Source organism: Halanaerobium saccharolyticum subsp. saccharolyticum DSM 6643, assembly GCF_000350165.1.
Classification (GTDB): domain Bacteria; phylum Bacillota; class Halanaerobiia; order Halanaerobiales; family Halanaerobiaceae; genus Halanaerobium; species Halanaerobium saccharolyticum.
In genome coordinates this window covers 760,824-779,898 of sequence record NZ_CAUI01000005.1, presented here as the reverse complement: position 1 = coordinate 779,898, position 19,075 = coordinate 760,824, and the positions used below count along the sequence as shown (strand labels likewise).

The 19,075-nt window shown below is 31.4% G+C and carries 20 protein-coding genes and 1 riboswitch; of the genes, 2 read left to right on the top strand and 18 right to left on the bottom strand.

Annotated features, from left to right (window positions below):
* Position 1: 1 nt before the first annotated feature.
* The 9 genes from HSACCH_RS04000 to HSACCH_RS03960 form a co-directional block, all read right to left on the bottom strand.
* Positions 2-796, bottom strand: a complete 795-nt coding sequence (locus HSACCH_RS04000; RefSeq protein WP_005488036.1) for a hypothetical protein — start codon at positions 794-796, stop codon at positions 2-4.
* A gap of 5 nt (positions 797-801) precedes the next feature.
* Complete coding sequence (locus HSACCH_RS03995; protein ID WP_005488034.1) at positions 802-1,701, bottom strand: hypothetical protein; 900 nt, start codon at positions 1,699-1,701, stop codon at positions 802-804.
* Positions 1,702-1,961: 260 nt separating this feature from the next.
* Entirely contained in the window at positions 1,962-2,198 is a 237-nt protein-coding gene (locus HSACCH_RS03990) for a DUF4351 domain-containing protein (RefSeq protein WP_005488033.1), read from the bottom strand.
* Between the two features lie 95 nt (positions 2,199-2,293).
* Positions 2,294-2,926, bottom strand: a complete 633-nt coding sequence (locus HSACCH_RS03985; protein ID WP_040476950.1) for an Rpn family recombination-promoting nuclease/putative transposase — start codon at positions 2,924-2,926, stop codon at positions 2,294-2,296.
* 110 nt (positions 2,927-3,036) lie between these two features.
* Positions 3,037-3,402 (bottom strand): hypothetical protein, encoded by a 366-nt coding sequence (locus HSACCH_RS03980; RefSeq protein WP_005488030.1) that lies wholly within the window; start codon positions 3,400-3,402, stop codon positions 3,037-3,039.
* A 56-nt stretch (positions 3,403-3,458) separates the two neighbouring features.
* On the bottom strand, positions 3,459-3,767 hold the full coding sequence (locus HSACCH_RS03975; RefSeq protein ID WP_005488028.1) for a hypothetical protein: 309 nt from the start codon (positions 3,765-3,767) through the stop codon (positions 3,459-3,461).
* A gap of 81 nt (positions 3,768-3,848) precedes the next feature.
* A riboswitch (SAM riboswitch) is annotated at positions 3,849-3,948 on the bottom strand.
* 59 nt (positions 3,949-4,007) lie between these two features.
* On the bottom strand, positions 4,008-4,331 hold the full coding sequence (locus HSACCH_RS03970) for a helix-turn-helix domain-containing protein (RefSeq protein WP_005488025.1): 324 nt from the start codon (positions 4,329-4,331) through the stop codon (positions 4,008-4,010).
* Between the two features lie 125 nt (positions 4,332-4,456).
* Positions 4,457-4,834 (bottom strand): HIT family protein, encoded by a 378-nt coding sequence (locus tag HSACCH_RS03965; protein ID WP_040476949.1) that lies wholly within the window; start codon positions 4,832-4,834, stop codon positions 4,457-4,459.
* A gap of 141 nt (positions 4,835-4,975) precedes the next feature.
* Positions 4,976-5,368 (bottom strand): DUF6438 domain-containing protein, encoded by a 393-nt coding sequence (locus tag HSACCH_RS03960; protein WP_005488021.1) that lies wholly within the window; start codon positions 5,366-5,368, stop codon positions 4,976-4,978.
* A 138-nt stretch (positions 5,369-5,506) separates the two neighbouring features.
* On the opposite strand from HSACCH_RS03960, the gene HSACCH_RS03955 reads away from it, so the two are divergent.
* Positions 5,507-6,211 (top strand): hypothetical protein, encoded by a 705-nt coding sequence (locus HSACCH_RS03955; RefSeq protein ID WP_005488019.1) that lies wholly within the window; start codon positions 5,507-5,509, stop codon positions 6,209-6,211.
* A gap of 54 nt (positions 6,212-6,265) precedes the next feature.
* Here HSACCH_RS03955 and HSACCH_RS03950 read toward each other — a convergent pair whose 3' ends face one another.
* The 6 genes from HSACCH_RS03950 to HSACCH_RS03925 all read right to left on the bottom strand — a co-directional run bounded on the left by HSACCH_RS03950 (position 6,266) and on the right by HSACCH_RS03925 (position 13,627).
* Positions 6,266-6,973, bottom strand: coding sequence for a CBS domain-containing protein (locus HSACCH_RS03950; RefSeq protein WP_005488017.1), 708 nt, complete (start codon positions 6,971-6,973; stop codon positions 6,266-6,268).
* Positions 6,974-7,122: 149 nt separating this feature from the next.
* The gene (locus HSACCH_RS03945; RefSeq protein WP_005488015.1) at positions 7,123-8,445 is read right to left on the bottom strand and encodes an NAD(P)/FAD-dependent oxidoreductase; all 1,323 of its coding nucleotides are present in this window, start codon (positions 8,443-8,445) and stop codon (positions 7,123-7,125) included.
* Positions 8,446-9,029: 584 nt separating this feature from the next.
* Positions 9,030-10,193 carry a M20 metallopeptidase family protein gene (locus HSACCH_RS03940; RefSeq protein ID WP_005488012.1) on the bottom strand — a complete coding sequence of 388 codons (1,164 nt, stop codon included), beginning with the start codon at positions 10,191-10,193 and terminating at the stop codon, positions 9,030-9,032.
* A 114-nt stretch (positions 10,194-10,307) separates the two neighbouring features.
* Positions 10,308-11,522, bottom strand: a complete 1,215-nt coding sequence (gene pepT, locus HSACCH_RS03935; RefSeq protein WP_005488010.1) for a peptidase T — start codon at positions 11,520-11,522, stop codon at positions 10,308-10,310.
* A 99-nt stretch (positions 11,523-11,621) separates the two neighbouring features.
* Entirely contained in the window at positions 11,622-11,999 is a 378-nt protein-coding gene (locus HSACCH_RS03930) for a hypothetical protein (RefSeq protein ID WP_005488009.1), read from the bottom strand.
* Positions 12,000-12,010: 11 nt separating this feature from the next.
* Entirely contained in the window at positions 12,011-13,627 is a 1,617-nt protein-coding gene (locus HSACCH_RS03925; protein WP_005488007.1) for a PAS domain S-box protein, read from the bottom strand.
* A gap of 244 nt (positions 13,628-13,871) precedes the next feature.
* On the opposite strand from HSACCH_RS03925, the gene HSACCH_RS03920 reads away from it, so the two are divergent.
* On the top strand, positions 13,872-15,665 hold the full coding sequence (locus tag HSACCH_RS03920) for an alpha-amylase family glycosyl hydrolase (protein ID WP_005488006.1): 1,794 nt from the start codon (positions 13,872-13,874) through the stop codon (positions 15,663-15,665).
* Between the two features lie 72 nt (positions 15,666-15,737).
* Here HSACCH_RS03920 and HSACCH_RS03915 read toward each other — a convergent pair whose 3' ends face one another.
* The 3 genes from HSACCH_RS03915 to HSACCH_RS03905 form a co-directional block, all read right to left on the bottom strand.
* Entirely contained in the window at positions 15,738-16,382 is a 645-nt protein-coding gene (locus tag HSACCH_RS03915; RefSeq protein WP_005488004.1) for an L-fuculose-phosphate aldolase, read from the bottom strand.
* Positions 16,383-16,426: 44 nt separating this feature from the next.
* On the bottom strand, positions 16,427-17,914 hold the full coding sequence (gene xylB / locus HSACCH_RS03910) for a xylulokinase (protein WP_005488002.1): 1,488 nt from the start codon (positions 17,912-17,914) through the stop codon (positions 16,427-16,429).
* A gap of 178 nt (positions 17,915-18,092) precedes the next feature.
* Positions 18,093-19,064 carry a sugar ABC transporter substrate-binding protein gene (locus tag HSACCH_RS03905; RefSeq protein WP_005488001.1) on the bottom strand — a complete coding sequence of 324 codons (972 nt, stop codon included), beginning with the start codon at positions 19,062-19,064 and terminating at the stop codon, positions 18,093-18,095.
* Positions 19,065-19,075 lie beyond the last annotated feature (11 nt).

The following is a 19,075-nucleotide window of genomic DNA, read 5'->3' as shown; positions in this document are numbered from 1 at the left end:
TTTATTCCTCCTCATTTGCTATATAATCTGCAAGTCCTGTTATATTCTTATGTTTTAGCACATACTGATTTAAACCACCCCGAGGCTCATATGATAAATAGCCATTTTTCCAGGCTGACTGTAAAAATGAATCAATAAAGTTCGGATTAATCAATAAAAACTTAGGAAATTCTGCTTTTTCTGTAAGATGATCTAAAGATGGGTTTAAGATATTAAAATTATTGTACTTAGAATTTTCTTTACTGTATTCATTATAAAGAGCATAAACTACAGTCTTTAATTCTGACTGATAAAATCTGAGCCTGATCTTCTGACCATCTGCTTCTGCCAATGAAAAATCTATTAAGGCTTTAGCAGAAGAGCGAGCTGTTTTATTAATGGTTGCCCGACTGTAATCTAAAACAGGATCTAAAAAACTAACAATTTCTTCTCGGTTGAGACTTGTTTCACCATTATTCTGAATTAACTTCGGGTAAATTAAATCCATTATAATCTTTCTAAATGTTGGTTCTGTATAAATATAATTTAAATACAACAGCTCTTTTTTTAAAAGAATATTGTTGTTAAATAGTTTAATTGTTGGTGAGTAAAGCAGATTACTATTTTCTGAAAAATCAAGATACCTCTTTTTAATCTGACTCCAACAGGTACTGCGGCTGTGTTTAGAGTTTTGATTTAAATCAACATTTTTCATTAATTTATGATAATCTTGATAATTTTCGTCCTTTATTCTCTCTAATACTCTTAAACCCTCATTAAGGTAAGTACTTTTAGTAATTGAGTTTAATTTCTCCAAATTAATTATCCCCTTTCTAAAACTCTATTTATTGTTTTTTCAAGTCTATTTTTTTCCTTTTCTGGTTTATCTACTTTTTCTAAAAGTTCAAGCACATTTTTACCCAACTCCAAATAATTTTTATTACCTTCTTGGTAAAAATTATCAAATAGTTTAAGATATGCTCTAAATTCAGCTTCTGGATTCCAATATCTCAAACCATAATAATCTTTTATAATCTTAAAAAAGCGATTGTGATCTTTTTTTATCTGCTCAATAAAAATCTTTTTTGGAGTCATAATTTTTTCTTCTTCCAGTAGTTTAAGAATTTCTGAAACTGAATAAGCTTTTTCTTTTCTAAAATAAAGAAAGTCTTGATAATTTTTTGCCGAATCATAGCTTATTTCTTGGTCAAGCAGAAATTCATACAATTCATCAAAATGAAAAGCTTCTTTTTTGATATCCAGTAAGATTTCTATATAGGAGCGAAAAAACACACTTAAATTAGTGATTCTTTCAGTTTCTTCTCTATATTCTGATATTTCATCAGTTAAATAAAATTTAAAAGTATCATTTTCTCGATGTTCTACTATTGTAATTTTTTCATGATTTCTTAACAACTCTAAAAATGTTGATTCAGCTGTATCATACGGATGAGGAGATAGATAATTTAATAAATCTCTAAAATCTTTGAATTCTAAAATTTTTTCATAAACATATTCTAAGCTCCTATTTTCTTCCATCAGTGACTCAACATGATAAGTGATTAGTTCCACCTTATGCTGGCCGCAGTAGTCTACAGATTCTTTTAAATTAAAAGTTGATCTGAATTCAGTTGAACCCAGCCATTCCAATACATATTTTTTTAATAACTTTTTTAAAACTCTTTTTGTATACTTTTCGGAATATGCTGTATCTACATACATTTTTATCACCCTTAATCTTTTATGAATTGGTTAATTAATCTAAATTTTCTGTCGATTTCAGTCGAAAAAAGTCGCTAATATTTACTTCAAATACTTTTATTTCCTAATATTAAATATTCGTTAAATATTGGCGATATCCTGCTTTTGAGGTGCTTTTCTTTAGTCTATCACCAGTAACTGACACCATTATGTCGCGAACGGATGTATAAAGCAAAAACCCTCCTCAAAATGAGAAGGGTTAATATAAATAAATTCTTTTTTTATTGTTTCAAATAAGATTCTAACTCCTGAATATTTTTAATCCTAGAAATTCTTTCACTTAATTCTTCTATTTTTTTTATATCAACTTTATCTATTAAGTGAATTATTTCTTCATTTGTTTGGGGAAAATTTCCACGAATTAATTTCTTGAATAATTCTCGTTCACCTTTTTCTAATCCCTTTTCTTCTCCAATTCTTAAACCTTCCAGTCTTAACTTATCAGCTGCTGATACCACAATATCCCCCTCCTTTTTCATACCTTTTAATTTTAATTTTTCTCCCAATAGATAATAATCAAATTTCTCTCTACTATCAGCAATATAATTTATACCTAATTGAAAAATATCCCTATCAACACCAATTGAGCCAGTAAAAATATGACCGGCAAAAAAGAAATTATTTCCTGATAAACAACTGTAATATCTTTTATCTTTGAAATCTTAAAGAATTTTAAAGTCAACCGTACTCTTCTATCTCCTAATAATTTTAAATTAGAATCATTAGAAAAATCATAAAATACTGTTTCAAAATCTGGGAGATATTTATTTAGATCATAATTCTCAATCATATTTTGATCAAAATATTCTGAAAAACTTTTTATAACTAGACCACCGTTTTCTCCGTGGTAAAATAAGATTGGAATAATAAAAGATAAATTTTTTATTCCCTTTGTTCGTTTTTCCCGCATCCATATTCTAGCCAAATAATTAAAAATCTGCATTACTGACCATTTGTCATTATAACTTTTGTGTTCAAAAAGTAGATAAACTCCGTATTTTTTATTCTCTATTTTTGATTTAAACAATAAATCAGAATAATAACTGCTTTTTCCAACATAAGAAATTGGTCTGTGATCAAGTTCACTGAAATCAACAAATTCTCTCAAATTTTGCGGCAGATAACTCTGCAGAAAATTTCTTGTAATATCTAATCTGCCAAAAGTTTGCTTAAAAAAAATCACCATGAGGTGTATTTGATTTTTCAGGCACGGCAATTTTCCCTTCTAAATATATTTTACCATAACTTAAAGCTTAAGTTCAATGATAACATAAATATTATACCATTAATTGTAAATTATAGCAAATATATTCTCTTATTCATCTTTTCTTTTTTGGTTGCATTTCTCATATTTCTTAAATAGATAGCTGCTCCACCGATTTCAGCTGTAATCTGTCCATCAACAATATTGTTAATCTTAATGTCAATCTTTTCTATTAAATTATCAAGTTCTTCAGCCTTTAAATTATAAAGCTCATCTTTAATACTTTTCATATCATGTTTTAATGCCTCAACAGGGATCTTAACTAAAAATTTCTTTCCATTTAATAATTTAACCAATGTCATTTCAAACTCTATTAATTTTAATTCCAATTCAAATAGCTCCAGTTTCTTATATTCCTTTTCCAATTTATCAATATCATTCCTGAGTTTTAAAAGCATTTAATCATCTCCCAATATTATTTTTTTAATATTAGAGAGCTGGACCCGGCTGAAAGTTATGCTAGATGCTTAGCCTTAATTGCTTCAATTTCTTCCTGCAGCATTTGATCAATTTTTGTGCTGTGATTTTCTCTTTTCTGTTCAACCAATTTTTCAAGATTTTGGTGCCACTCTTTTTCTGCATGAGGACATTTAAAACGATCAAATCTTGTTTTCTTTTTGGCCATGGCTGAGCCAAAATCTTTATAGTCCAAAACATTTCTTTTTACCTCACATTTGCTATCACAAACATTACAGGACATTTCTTTTGTTGTACCAGGTTTCTTATTAAAAATTGTTAGACCAGTAGTATACGTATAAGCCATTATATTCCTCCTAACTTTAGTTTTAAAATAATAAAAGCCCTTCTCAATAAGAGAAGAGCCCATAGATATTCATCAGCTTCTTTCTTATCTTTCAGCACAACTGCTGCGGAAATTAGCACCTTCCCTGACGGGGGTTGCTGGGTTTCAACGGGTCCGATCCCTCCACCACTCTTAATAAGAGTAGAATTATTAAATTGTGATCATATAGTAACATGGAAAATGATAAATATCAAAATATTTTTAACCAGCTTTATTATCAATCATTTTATTAGATTTAATTTTTATTATACTTTCTTGATTAGGATTTAAATTGATATTAGCATCTAAAGCTTTAGCTAATTTAAGTAATGTACTTAATTTAGGGAGCACTTCTTCTGACTCCAGCCTGGCAATCGCTGACTGCTTTAATCCTGATTTTTCAGCCAAATCTGTTTGAGTCATGTTTTCATCAAGTCTTAATCTTATTAAATCAGCTGAAATTTTAGCTATTAAAATATGACGTTCATACTCTTCTTCTGACATAGATGACTTTACTATTTGATCAAATTCATCCCAGTTTTTCATTATATTAACCCCCTAATCGACTTTCACACTCTTAAATTAATTATAACATCGATGTTATAATTAATAAAGAATAACCATATTGGAATCATTATATATTTAATTAGAAAGTATAGCTAATTTTATTATCACCCATCATAATAAACCAGCTGCTTCTTCAGCCTCCTGATTCCACCTCTCGGATTATCAACATCTCCCTCATAGCGGGGAATAAGATGCTGATGCAGATGCATTACAGTCTGACCGCCGGAATAGTTAACATTAAAACCAATATTATAGCCGTCCGGATTATATTCTGCCTCTAAGATTTTTTTACACTCTTTTGTCAGTTCAAAGATGGCTATTATTTCTGCTTGAGTGGCTTTAAAATAACTGGCAAAATGCCGCTTTGGTATCACCAGCATGTGGCCTTCATTAACTGGAAATTTATCGTAAATAACAAAGGCCAGCTCATTTTCAATAATATAATCTTCTTTTGGATAATCACAAAATACACAGCTCATTATATTTGACCTTCTTTCTATTAATCTAAGCTTTTACATTCTTCTGTATAAACTTTAGTAGACTTTTTTAATAATAAATCTTATATCAAAAACCTAGTTACCCAGATAAAAGCCATTACTGATATTCTTTTTCTAACTGTTCAATTATTCATCCTCATTAACATACTGCTCTGAATTTACAATCTTATCAATCCTATTTTCAAAAGCCTTAAGCTTTAGCGGCCATTGATTGCAGCCATAGTCATTCTTTATTTTTCTTTCTCTTCCGTCATCCATTTTAATTTCCGTAATACAGCTCGGCGAATCACTTGACATCATCGTAACCATCTGCTCTTTTATATTAAAATAATCATATTTATATATAACTTCATTTAGTTTTTCAATTGATTCAGCACTTAACTGCCAGCTTTTAAATCCCTCAATTCGAACAAATAATTCCCCAAAATAATTGACTTTGCCATCAGCAAAAATATCTAATTTATATATTGGACAGTGACCATAACAAGCTGTTCTTTCTAAAGAAATTTTTTTGAACATTTTGCCATCCCCTTATTAAAATTATTTTTTAAAAACAAATTTATTATTTTTTTATTTAAAAATGATTCAATGTTGTATATTAATTTCAGAAGCAGTATAATTATATATAGAGATTGAAGACAAAGGGGGAAAATAAAAATGAAAATTATAGTAGATTTATTTTCAACAATACTAATTATCCTAACTTTAATTTTAAGCTTTAAGTCAGATGCACAGGCTCATGTACCTTTGGATACTTCTGGTGCTGCATCTAAAAAAGAGCCCATATTTGTTGAAGATCATCAAATTTCCTGGGCTGCCTACAATCAATTAGAGCAGGCTGGAGATGTAGATTATTATAGCTTTAAGGCCGAGCAGGGTGAAGATATTTATTTCAGCATGGTTATTCCGGTAATAGATAGATATCAGGATTTCAAACCAGATCTTGCTTTGATTGGTCCCGCTTTAGAAAACGACTATGCTGACTATGATCCTGATTATATCAATTCCATCTTAAAACTTGAAGCAGACGAGAACATAATTATTGTTAGAGATGATAATGATAACCCCGATACCTTTTTTGAACCATTCACCAGGACATCTTACTGGAAAAGACAGGAATTTTCAACTGCAGCTCCAGCAACAGGCACTTATTATCTGGCAGTATTTTCAGGAGAAGAAGCTCAGGGTAAATATACTCTTGCAATTGGCCGCAAAGAAATCTGGGCTTTAAAAGACATTATTAAACTGCCAAAAATCGTATGGGATACCAGAATTTTTGTAGAAAAAAAGAATTCAACTTATTTAGTTTCAGCTTTGATTATAGCACTTAGCTCATTTATTTTATATAAATTCATGTTTTAAGAATAATCAGTACTTTTATTCTCCTAGTCAGTTTTTTTAATTATAAAAATAAGATTAAATATTTAACTTATTATAGATTTCCGGTATTTCCCAGTCAGTAATAATTCCCTGCAGCACTTCATCTTGATGTCCGTTTTCAGTTATCAAAAAAGCATCAATTTTATTTCCTGCTTTTATTATTGACTCATGCTTATCAATTAAGATATCCAATTTGCTGTCTTTTGAAATGAATTCGCAGACTTCATCTGCTTCTGCATATTTTAAAACTTCTTTGATCTGAGCATCTTCAACAATCAGCTTACCGCCCTGATCTGACTTTAAATCTCCCATCCATCTAATAATTGTATTTGTGGTCAGTAATTCAATGTACTTCCCATTTTGATCTACTACTGGAATTTGATCATAGTCATGTTTTTTCATATCCTTGATCGTTTTAATTATTGAAGTATCTTCTTTAATTACCATCAAATTATCATCAATAAAATCACTGATCTTAGGAGAATCTATCACTTTATCTAAAATTTCTTCTAACAAATTGTATAGGGAGCTGCTGGGTAAAAAATAATATTCATTGTTGTGGGCAATCGAGTTTCTAACTTCCCTGACAGTGTCAAGTTCTTCTCTGTACTTTTTAATTATATAATCATTATTTCGGCCTTCATGCAGCAGGCTGTAAAAAGAAGTGTCCCAGTCATTGACCTCTTTTAGATGTTCATAAAGTTCATTAAACATTTCAATAAATTTATCTTTTTTATTTTCCATTATTAGCACCTCTCATTTTGGTAGACTATTTAATTAAATTATATCATTAAAAGCTTAAAAAGAAACTAATTTTAAGCTTAAGAAGCAAAAAAATCCTGCTTCAATTAAGGAAACAGGATTTAAGATACAAATATTATACTTTTTGATTTCTAGCTGTCAATTTTTTTAACAGCCTCTTCAGCTGCTTTAACTAAAAGATTGTGAGCAGGATAAAAAGATTGATAAGGTTGAGAAGAATAATTGAAATCTAAAAGTTGATCAACATCTAGACCATACTGAACTGCCATGGTAATTTTATCAACTTTATCGGTAACCGGCTCACCACTAATAATCTGGCCGCCCAGTACTTTTCGATCAGCTTTATTTACAATTAATTTTAGTTTAACATCTTTAGCGAAAGGCATAATCGGAAAAGCAGTTTTAAATTTTGCTTGAGCAGTAATTATATCATATTTTTCTGCAGCAAGTTTTTCAGTCAGTCCTGTTCCTCCAACATAAAGACCCCCAACTTTAGTAGCGGCACCATTATAAAAGCCCTGATATTTTCTCTTTTTACCAAGTAAATTTGCTGCCAGCACTCTCCCCATTGCTACAGCATTAGTTGCCAGTTTACCGGAAATAACTTCATCTGTAATTCCACTTTCAAACTGTACACAGTCTCCTACAGCATAAACATCTTCAATATTTGTTTCCATTTTTTCGTTAACTAAAATTCCATCAGCAGCAATTTCTAAACTGCTGTCTTTGAGAAAATCAACATTAGCCTTCATTCCCACAGCAAAAATAACAAGCTCACTTTCAATTTCATCTTGATTATCTAAAACAATTGATTCCAGAGAGGAATCACCTTTTAACTCAACTACCCTTTTGTCTAAATTTAAATTAATACCAAGCTCTTTTAATTCTGCCTCAGCTTCTTCTGCAATATCTTTATCCAGCATATTGGGCAGCACAGTTGGCATCATATCAATTAAATTGGTATTTATCCCTTTTTCGTTTAATGCCTGGGCCAGTTCAATTCCAATAGCACCAGCTCCCACCACCGAAACATTTTCAACTCCACTGTTTACAATACTTAATATCTTTTTTAGATCTTTTTCGCTCTTAAAAGTCATAACCCCATCCAGCTCTACTCCCTTGATTGGAGGTAGAATTGGATCAGCTCCAGTGGCAATAATTAAATCATTGTAGCCGTAGTTATCATCTTTTTCAGTTTTAACAATCTTATTTTCAAAATCAATTTCCACTGCTAGATCCCTAATTAAATCCGCACCTGTCTCAGTTACAATCGAATCAGTTTTTAAAGTTTTTTCATAAGGCAGTAGATCTTCTATCACATAAGGCATTGCACAATAAATCATCGAATGATCTTCAGGCCTCATTATTCCTATATTTCTTTTATTTTTTATATTTTTAGTTAATGTAATTCCAGCAGGTCCTCCACCAATAATCAAAATGTCGTACTTATTCAAAAAAATCCCTCCAAAAGATTAATATTTATTATTTACAATATAAATTATAATATATTAATGAACATATGTCAATAAATACAGCTATATCATTATCATCAATTTTAATTTACGTAATCCAACTCGGTTAATCACTTGTCATCATATTAACCAGCTGCTCTTTTATATTAAAATAATCATATTTATATAGTTTAGTTTAACTCTTCAATAGATTCAGAACTTAACTGACATTGTTAAATCTTTCCACTCACACAAATAATGTTCCTTAAAAATAAAAAAACCGCCCACAAGTGGCGGTAGTTAAATAACTAAAATAATATTAACTATAAAACTTTAATTAATTTAAGCATCTAACTCTTCTTCAAACTCATCTCCACCAATAATAACTATTCCAACCATGATAGCAACTGCAACACCTACACCAGCAATATTACCAGTACCTAAAGGTCCAGCCAATACTTAAGAAACTACCTGGAATGGTGTTAAAGTACCTTCTCTTTTTATATCTTTTTCAAATATTTTACTAAATGCCATCCATTTTTTTCTAATATTTTTGTTTTATGTAATTAAATAAACCATAAGTAAATTTACTTGTTTAGATAGTTAAGAGCAGATTTTATATGCATTTCTACACCTGTTTTTAGTACATCTTCATCAATATTAAATTTTGGATGATGATGTGGATAATCAGTATTTTTATTCTCATTTGCAATTCCAACAAAATAAAAAGCAATAGGAATATCTTTTCCATATTCGGCAAAATCTTCACCTAACATAACTTGCACATCAGATACTATATTTTCTTTGCCAACAATTTCTGAAGCAGATTTTTTAACTAAATCCACTAATTTTTCATCATTTTTTAATAATGAATTTCCTAAGCTAATATCAAGCTTATACTCACACCGATTAGCTTTAGCAATATTAGAAGTAATTCGTTCGAATTTTTCTTTTACAAGATCAAATTTTTCATGAAGACATCTAATTGAACCTTCCATTTCAACTTCTTGAGGAATAATTGTTGGAGAAGATCCGGCTATGAATTTGCAAAAAGAGATTACTGTAGGATCTACTGCATTAATTTCTCTTGCCTGCATAGTATAGGAACTCTGCATTATAGTATTTGCACATACTACAGGATCGATAGAATCATGTGGTGCACCAGCATGTCCCCCTTTGCCTATTAATTTTAAATTAAAATAGTGACTAGAAGCCATAATTGGACCTTCAACTACACCAATTTCTCCTGAATTAATTAATGACCAGAGATGAATACCAAAAACTGCATCCACTTTAGGAGACTCTAATACTCCTTCTTCAATCATCAAATAAGCTCCAGCATGTTCTTCATTTGGCTGAAAAGCAAATTTTATATTACCTTTAATTTCATCTTTCATTTCAGATAAGATTTTTGCTGCTATTAATAGCATAGAAATATGACCATCATGGCCACAATTATGAGAAATCCCATCATTTTGTGATTTAAAAGGTAAATCATTTTCTTCTTGAACTGGAATAGCATCTATATCAGATCGCAACATAACTGTTTTACCAGGTTTATTACCCTTTAAAATAGCAACGACACCTGTTTTAGCTATTCTTTCGACTTCTAAATCTAAATCTTTTAAATAATTATAAATTATATCTGATGTTCTTTCTTCCTTAAAACCAAGCTCAGGATGAGCATGAAAATCTCTTCTCATAGATATCATTTCATCTTCTAACTCTAATATTTTTTTTCTAAGATCCAAATCAACACTCCTCAAATAATATAATTTAATTATAGTTCAATTTTTTTATGGTAGGCTAAATTACCGGTGGGATGGAATTCGTAAAATTTATCTTTTATAATTTCAAATAATTTCTTATCTTTGGACCGCATTTTCTGCAATCTTAACTATTAATTCAGCAGCTCTTTTCATATTCTCGACTGGTATAAATTCGAATCTGCCGTGAAAGTTATAGCCTCCTGCAAATATATTTGGAGTTGGCAGTCCCATGTAGGAGAGTTTGGCTCCATCTGTTCCACCTCTGATCGGTTTGATATCTGCTTTTATTCCTAAATCCTCCATTGACTTTTCTGCCAGCTTAATGATCTCAAAATGAGGCTCTATTTTTTCTTTCATGTTATAATAGCTATCTTCTATTTTCACTTCTATTCTCTCACCATATTTATTATTTAAAAAATCTACCACCTGCTGCATTAAGGCCTTCTTCTCTGTGAACTCTTCTTTGGAAAAATTTCTAATTATATAACTCATCTCAGTATAATCTACACTGCCTTCAATATCAATTAAGTGATAAAAGCCTTCATAATCTGCTGTATGTTCCGGAACTTCTGCAGCCGGCAGCATTGAATCTAATTCCATTGCGATTTTAATTGAATTGACCATCATATTTTTTGCTGTACCTGGATGAACATTTTTTCCCTGTATTTTTAGATCAACACTGGCCGCATTGAAATTTTCATACTGCAGTTCACCAAGTGGACCTCCATCCAGAGTATAAGCAAAATCAGCCCCAAAAGCTTCTATATCAAAATGATCTGCACCTCTGCCAATTTCTTCATCTGGAGTAAAGCCAACTTTAATGGTTCCATGCTTGATCTCTGGATTTGAAATTAAATAATCGAGAGCCGTCATGATTTCTGCAATCCCTGCCTTATCATCAGCACCCAAAAGTGTAGTTCCATCGGTGGTAATCAGTTTTTTTCCTTTTAATTTTTCTAAGGCTGGAAACTCATCTGGTGTCAGACTGTACTGATCATTTAATTTGATTTCCCCACCCTGATAATCTACTATTTGAGGACTTAAAACCTGGCCAGCTAAATCTGGACTGGTATCGAGGTGAGCTATCAAGCCTATAGTTGGAACCTCTTCAGCTGTATTAGCTGGCAGTTCTCCGTAAAGATATCCGTTTTCATCCTGGATTACATTTTTAAGTCCTAATTCATTTAATTCCTCCAGCAGAAGTTTTCCAAGTTCCAGCTGGCCTTTAGTGCTGGGAACTGTTTCTGAATCTGGATCAGATTTTGTATCTACTGCAATATATCTTTTAAATCGTTCTATTATTTTATCCATCTATTATATCTCCTTTTATCTTAGTTGTTTTTTAATCATTAACTCCTTTATTATTTTAAGTTCTATTATTAATATTATCTATTAAAAGTAAAGTTGCTTTTAGTTCAGAAAATAATTATACATGTTAAAAAGCACAATCAAAAAAATTATAGTTTTAATTGCCCGATGAATATTTCTGGTAAAACTTCTATTTGTCTTAAGATTTAATCTCTGAAATAAATGGTAGAAGAAATCATCCTCAGCCTCACTGTAATTATATTTTTGCTGAAGCAGAGTCAAATAGCACTCTCCAAAATATAATTCATGGCTTTTATGCAGGATTATCAATAAAAAACCTAAATAAAATGGAGCTAGATAAGCAAAAACAAAAGAAAATATTATAAAAATTATATGGGCTATTATTAAGATATTATCACTAATTGGCCCACTCTTATATTTATTATTTTCAGCTTTTTCTTCATTTTTTTCATCAACCATATAATCATCCCTTATCTTTGGGCAAATTTCTGCTCATACATCTTTTTATCAGCTTTATGATAACACTCAATAATATTTTGATAGCTGTTTTGTTGATTATTAAAGTCTATTGTTTCATAACCAAGGGCAATACTTAATGGTTCAGGCAGATCTGCCACAATATTTTTCTTTTCAATATTTTCTAAAATTCTTTGATTTACAGCCTCGGCTGCATCAGAATCAGTTTCAGGCAGAATTACTGCAAATTCATCTCCACCAACTCTTGCAACCAGATCTTCAGTCCTCAGGCTTTCTTTTATCGCTTCTGCTGTTAATTTTAGATATCTATCACCCATAATATGACCATAGTTATCATTAATATTTTTTAATTTATTTAAATCACCTATAATAATACTAATTGGATACTGGCGCGAATCATCAAGCCGCTTGATTTCTTCATTAAAATATCTTCGATTATAAAGATCTGTTAGTTCATCGTGATTTGATAAATATTCGTTTTCTTTTTTGGCTCTTTTTTCTTTATCTATATCAATATGGACTCCTACCATTCTGACTGGATTTCCATTTTCATTTACCTCTGTTACCTTGCCAATAACTCGGATCCATTTCCAGCTGCCAGCTTTAGTTTTAAGGCGATGTTCATTAAAATATTTTTCATTTTTAGCATCCAGATGCTCTTTAATGTCTTTTAAAACGCGAGCTTTATCCTCAGGATGAACTAAATTAAACCAGGTATGAACAGTATTATTTAATTCAGAATCCTGATAGCCAATCATCTCGGTCCAGTTTTCATTAAAATGGATGTATTTGTTTTCTACATTCCAATCCCAGATCCCAATATTAGCACCAGCAACAGCCAGCTCCAATCTTTCTTTTACTTCTTTTAATTCTTTTGCTTTTTCTTTGTTTTCTGTAATATCATCAAATGCAACATAAGTTAAGTTTTCAAGCTCTTCATTTTCTACAGAAAAGATGTGGACATTGCAGTATTTTATTTGATTATCAACTTTAAACCTTACCTGATCTTCCCAATTATCTTTATCTCTTATTTTCTTCATTGCCTTTTTTATATTTTTATTCTTTTCAAATAAAGTTACGACATCAAAAATATTTTTATCTGTAATATTATTTTTAGAAAGATTAAATATTTCTTCAAATTTTTTGTTGATATTCAGTATCTTATAATCCTGATCTAATAAGGCAATACCTTCCAGTGAATTAGTAAATAGATTTTCGAAAATTATCTTTTGATTTTCTAATTTTTGTTTTTGTTCAATTCTATAAGAAATATCAATAATTTCAAAAAGAGTTTTGCCAGCCTCTAATTCTGAGTAACGAAAATTAAAATATTTATAATTTCCAGCAGCTGTTGTGATTTTATAGGTTCTATCTTGAATATTATTTTCTAAATCATATTGAAAAAACCTTTTTGCTTTTTTTCGGTATTTTGGATTGGGATAAGCCTTTTTATACCAGTCTTCCATAGTTTTAACTTCGGCTTCTGTATAGCCGGTCATTTCCTTAATAGCTTTGTTTGTAAATAAAATATCTCCCTGTTGATTGGTTACTACAATCCCAATCGATAAATTATTTATTAAATTATTTTTCAGCTTTAAGCTTGAATCCATAAGCTCACCCCATCTATAATTTTTGTAATACTAATATTATTTATTCTGCAAAAATTTATTCATTCCTGTATTTTATTTCTTTATTTTTACTTTTCTTTAGCTTAACATAGGGGAGTGACAGCCCTATGTCGCGAACTGGTGTATAACTTAATAATCTAAGATAAATTAGTTGTCTTACAGGAAAAATGATTAATTTAACGAATATGAATAATAGGCAACCAAAAGATAAGGAGGCATTTTGCTTATGAAAAGTTTTGAGGAATTTAATTTAAAAAAAATAATTAAAAAAAGAAAATATCAAAAATCTCCGGAAGCATGGGATGAACAAATTTTTTATTTTCTCCTAATAGATAGATTTGCATCTGAAAAAGATTATCCACTATATAATGAAAAGAAAGATTACGAAAATGCCTTAAAAACTGAAGCAGCTAAACAGAAATGGCTTGATAGTGGGGAAAGCTGGAATGGAGGCACTCTCAAAGGAATAATAAATAAGCTTGATTATCTAAAAGAATTAGGAGTTAGCGTTCTCTGGATAAGCCCGACCCTCAAACAACCTATTTACTCTGAAAATTATCACGGCTATGGAACCCAGAACTTTTTAGAAATTGAACCTCATTTCGGCAGTAAAGATGACCTCAAAAATCTAGTTGATGAGGCACATAAAAAGGGAATTTATATTATTTTAGATGTAATAATTAACCATACAGCTGATGTCTTTCTTTATGATGACGAAGATCCTTTCTATACAGGAGAAGAATATCCTGTAAAAGCATTTAGAGATAAAGATGGAAAAGCAGTTATTGATCCAGAAAATCCTGACTACAGTAATACCTGGCCTGAAGGAGGTGTCTGGCCTCAAGAAATTTTTAATCTGGCTACCTTCAGCAAAAAGGGTTATATTAGAGACTGGGACAGTGATCCAGAATTTAGAGAAGGAGATTTTTTCTCTTTAAAAAATATTGATACTGGTTCTGGAGAGGTAGATGATTATAAGCCCTCAGAAGCCCTAAAGGTTTTAACAGAATGCTATAAATACTGGATAGCTTATGCAGACTTAGACGGCTTCAGATTGGATACAGTAAAGCATTTAGATCCTGGTGCTGTCCGCTTTTTTGTCACAGAAATTAAAGAATTTACCCAGACTCTGGGCAAAAAAGATTTTTATATAGTAGGTGAAATAACAGGTGGTATGGAATTTGCTAAATCAATTTGTGAAAATACAGGTCTTAATGCAGCTCTTGGTATCAACAAAATTCCCGAAAATCTTGAGAATGTAGCCAAGGGTTATTATGCAGCAGAAAATTATTTTTCAATTTTTACAAATTCACAGGTTTTAAGCGAAGGAGAAAATCAGTGGTATCATAAACGAGTTATAACCATGTTTGACGACCATGACATGGTCTATAAGCCTCAGCACAAAGAACGTTTCACAGCTGATAAAAAAACAGCTCCACTTCTTAAAAATGCTGTCTTTTTAAACTTTTTTACTGCGGGAATCCCCTGTATATATTATGGAACTGAACAAGGATTTGACGGCAGTGGAGATCATGACAAATATGTTAGAGAATCAATGTTTGGAGGAGATTTTGGTGCATTTAGAACCCGTAACAAAAGCTTTTTTGACAGAAACAACCCTCTTTATAAGGAGATCAAAAAACTGGCCGAACTCAGAAACAAGTATATCAATCTCAGATTAGGCAGACAATACTTAAGGGAAATATCAGAAATAGAAAACAGTGATTTTAACCTGCCCCAGGTGGATGAAAAAAGATGCACAGAAATTATTGCCTGGTCACGCATCTTCAGCCAGGAAGAATTTATATTAGCAGTAAATTGCGAATTAGAAATCGCACAAAAATCTAAAGTTTTAATTGACAGTGAAATTCATCTACCCGGCGAAAAATTTAGCTGTATCTACTCATCTGATCAGAAAAATATTGGAAAAGAAATTGAAATAAAAGAAGCAGGTGAAGGTAGAAATTATTTAGAAATAGAAATCCCGGCAAAAGGAAGAGCTATCTATAAGTCTCTTTAAAAATTAAAAAACTGCAGGATGATTTGACCTGCAGTTTTTATAATAATATGTTATTAAATTATATTTTTTTATTTATCTAGCCTGTCCGTAATGTTTGAACTTTTCCTGCATTTTTTCCATTTCCTGATCATCTAAAATTACAGGTTCTCCTATTGCTCTGGCTCTATAATATGTTTCTGCTACATACTCTAATTCTTCTGCTGTATTAAATGCATTTTCTATACAGTCGGCTCCGGTCAGTAGGCCGTGATTGGCCAGGATTACAGCATATCTATCCTTCATAGCTTCAAAGGCGTTTACTGCCAGTTCCGGAGAGCCATATGTTGCATATTCAGCACAGCGAACATTCTTTCCTGCTAAAGCAATCATGTAATGAGAGGCAGGTAAATCTTCTCTTAAGATTGAGATTGTAGTTGAATAAATTGAATGACAGTGAACTACAGCAAATATATCATCTCTTTTTTCGTAAAACACTTTATGCATCTCATATTCACTGGATGGCTGTCTATCACCTTCAACTATATTACCCTCAAGATCCATGACCACTATATCCTCTAATCTGATATCATAATAGGGGATTCCCGTTGGGCTGATAGCCATTAATTCTTCTTCCGGGTTATAAATACTTAAGTTACCACCTGTCCCCTTAGTCAGGCCGGTATCTACTAATTTCTTGCCAAACTCCATAATTTTCATTCTTTCTAATTCTAATTTCATTATATTCCTCCATTTTTTTTATGTAATATTTAATTGATAGCTATTTAAAATAATGGCTTTAAATTAAGATAAAGCTTTTTAAACTTATCATAGTTTTCCTTATAATTTTGATCCATTTTTTCTCTATAATAATCCCTGCTTTCTGAGGCAAGCATTTCTGCTGCCTGTTTGGGAGAATCATAAATTCCTAGAGCTAACCCACACATTATTGAAATTCCTAAGGCGCCAGTTTCAGAACCGATAACCACCTTAATTTTTTTATTAAGAACTCCAGCCATAATCTCCATCCAGTTTTCGCTTTTACTGCCGCCACCTAAAAACTTCATCTCATTAATTTCAATACCCAGTTCTTCCATTACTTCAAGATTATTTTTAAAGGCAAAACTGACTCCTTCCATAATGGCTTTTACAAAATGATATTTTGTGTGATTCATCCGCAGACCAAAAAATACTCCTTTGGCATCTGAATCCCAGATAGGTGAACGCTCCCCCATTAAATAAGGAAGAAAAATAAGTCCATCACTGCCAGCTTCAATTTTAATGATATTTTGATTATAATTATCAAATGCTTCTTTATTATCCTTATCAAAATTATTTTTAAACCAGTTAAGGGCTGCTCCCGCTGTCTGCATTGGTGCTAAATTAACCCATTTATCTTCTAAACAATAATTCCAGCAGAATATTCGTTCATCTGGATCTCCAATTCTTTTGTCAGAGACTACAGAAATAACACCAGCTGTTCCAAGTATAGCTGCTACTTCTCCAGGATCTGTAACTCCAGCTCCTAAAGCAGCTGCTGCATGATCTGCAGAACCATTAATTACTGGAGTACCGGCTGGGATACCTGTAATTTCTGCAGCTTTTTCACTAATTTCAGCAATTACTGATGCAGAAGGTGCTGCGGAAGGCATTAATGATTTTTCAATCTGATAAAGCTCAAATAATTCATCTGACCACTCAAGCTTTTTAGTGTCAAATAACAATGTACCTGCTGCATCGGAATAATCAGTTACCATTTCTCCAGAAAGTTTAAACTTAACATAATCTTTTGCCAGTAATATTTTTTTAGTTTTAGCATAAATTTCAGGTTGATTTTCTTTGACCCAGATTATATTTGGAGCTGTATAAGTTGGAGTCAAAAAATTTGCAGTTATTTTAAAAATCAATTCCTTATTTTTTTCTTGACTGTTTATTCTCTCAACAATTGATTGACTTCTCTGATCCATCCAGGTTATTGCATTTCTTAAAAGATTATTATCTTTGTCTAGATAAACATGGGTATGCATCTGGCCGGCAATCCCAACAGCAGCAATTCTATTTTTAAGTTCAGGTTTATCTTTAAACATTTTATTTGTTAGATTTTTTACAGCATTCCACCAGTCATCAGGATTTTGTTCTGCAAACTGCTGCTCAGGGTTCAAAATTTGGTACTCAGCCGACTCAGATCTTATTAATTCTCCTTTGTGATTCATAGCAACTATCTTAGTTCCAGTTGTACCAAGATCTATTCCTAAAAATATATTTTTATCCATCTTTGATCCTGCCTCCAGATTAATACTTATCCTTTTTTACAACTTATTAAACTTTGACTAGATAAGGGGATTTAAATTGGATACATTCTTTTTTTATGTTCTTAATTAACTACTAAATATTTTTCTTTAATCTGATTCTAAATTCTACTACATTTTTCTACTACTTTGTTATCCTAGTTTAGTCTATATAATTATCCAGGTAATTCATCATTGCTTCAACATTCTCTTGAGTAATTGGAGTTGTTACTGTGCTTTCAGAATCTTTTAGAGCAATCTGTTCTCCATTAATTATTTGCATTGCAGCATCTATACCGCGTTTACCCATTTCAGCAGGGAACTGAGCAATTGTTGCATATAATTCGCCTTCTTTAACACTTTCCAATGCTGCTGGAACTGCATCATAACCAATTACAAAAATTTCATCTTCTTTACCGGCTTCAAGTATAGCTCTATAAGCACCTATAGCCATTCCATCATTACTACCAAATATTAAATCTAATTCTGGATTTGCCTGCATAATATTTTGGGCAGCATTATAACCTTTTTCTACTTCCCAATCAGCAGTTTGAGTTGCCACAACATCTAATTTATTTTCCATACCATCTATAAAACCATTTTTTCTATCATAAGTATTCTGCTGACCAGAAATACCTTCTAAAATTGCTACCTGACCTTCTCCATCAAGAAGTTCAAGCGCTAATTTACCTGCATCTAAAGCCCCAACATAGTTATCTGTTCCGATAAAAGGTATTGGAGAAACTCCTGCATTAGCGAGTGTTTCCTGGTTGAATTTAGTATCCAGGTTAATTACTGGAATACCAGCTTCTTCTGCTTTTAATAAGGCAGGTGCAAGTGCTTCAGAACTACTTGGAACAATTACTATTGCATCTACTCCTCTTGAAATCATGTTCTCCATCTGTTCTAGCTGTGCTAAAGCATCTGCATGAGTCTGTGGTCCCTGAACTGTTAATTCAACATCATATAATTCTGCTCTCTGCTCTGCACCATTGATTAAAGCTATAAAGTATTCATTACTTAAAGTCATTGGAATTAAACCGATATTAATTTCCTGAGCAGCTACAGCAAAAGAAAAACTAATAAGTAATAAAGCTACCATAGAAATAACTAATAATTTTTGCATTTTTAACATTAATATTACCC

Excerpts from the sequence above, each read along its gene's own strand:
- HSACCH_RS03995 (WP_005488034.1), bottom strand. The coding sequence starts at position 1,701 with ATGTATGTAGATACAGCATATTCCGAAAAGTATACAAAAAGAGTTTTA.
- HSACCH_RS03985 (WP_040476950.1), bottom strand. The coding sequence starts at position 2,926 with ATGGTGATTTTTTTTAAGCAAACTTTTGGCAGATTAGATATTACAAGA.
- HSACCH_RS03980 (WP_005488030.1), bottom strand. The coding sequence starts at position 3,402 with ATGCTTTTAAAACTCAGGAATGATATTGATAAATTGGAAAAGGAATAT.
- HSACCH_RS03975 (WP_005488028.1), bottom strand. The coding sequence starts at position 3,767 with ATGGCTTATACGTATACTACTGGTCTAACAATTTTTAATAAGAAACCT.
- HSACCH_RS03970 (WP_005488025.1), bottom strand. The coding sequence starts at position 4,331 with ATGAAAAACTGGGATGAATTTGATCAAATAGTAAAGTCATCTATGTCA.
- HSACCH_RS03960 (WP_005488021.1), bottom strand. The coding sequence starts at position 5,368 with ATGTTCAAAAAAATTTCTTTAGAAAGAACAGCTTGTTATGGTCACTGT.
- HSACCH_RS03955 (WP_005488019.1), top strand. The coding sequence starts at position 5,507 with ATGAAAATTATAGTAGATTTATTTTCAACAATACTAATTATCCTAACT.
- HSACCH_RS03950 (WP_005488017.1), bottom strand. The coding sequence starts at position 6,973 with ATGGAAAATAAAAAAGATAAATTTATTGAAATGTTTAATGAACTTTAT.
- pepT (WP_005488010.1), bottom strand. The coding sequence starts at position 11,522 with ATGGATAAAATAATAGAACGATTTAAAAGATATATTGCAGTAGATACA.
- HSACCH_RS03930 (WP_005488009.1), bottom strand. The coding sequence starts at position 11,999 with ATGGTTGATGAAAAAAATGAAGAAAAAGCTGAAAATAATAAATATAAG.
- HSACCH_RS03925 (WP_005488007.1), bottom strand. The coding sequence starts at position 13,627 with ATGGATTCAAGCTTAAAGCTGAAAAATAATTTAATAAATAATTTATCG.
- HSACCH_RS03920 (WP_005488006.1), top strand. The coding sequence starts at position 13,872 with ATGAAAAGTTTTGAGGAATTTAATTTAAAAAAAATAATTAAAAAAAGA.
- HSACCH_RS03915 (WP_005488004.1), bottom strand. The coding sequence starts at position 16,382 with ATGAAATTAGAATTAGAAAGAATGAAAATTATGGAGTTTGGCAAGAAA.
- xylB (WP_005488002.1), bottom strand. The coding sequence starts at position 17,914 with ATGGATAAAAATATATTTTTAGGAATAGATCTTGGTACAACTGGAACT.
- HSACCH_RS03905 (WP_005488001.1), bottom strand. The coding sequence starts at position 19,064 with ATGTTAAAAATGCAAAAATTATTAGTTATTTCTATGGTAGCTTTATTA.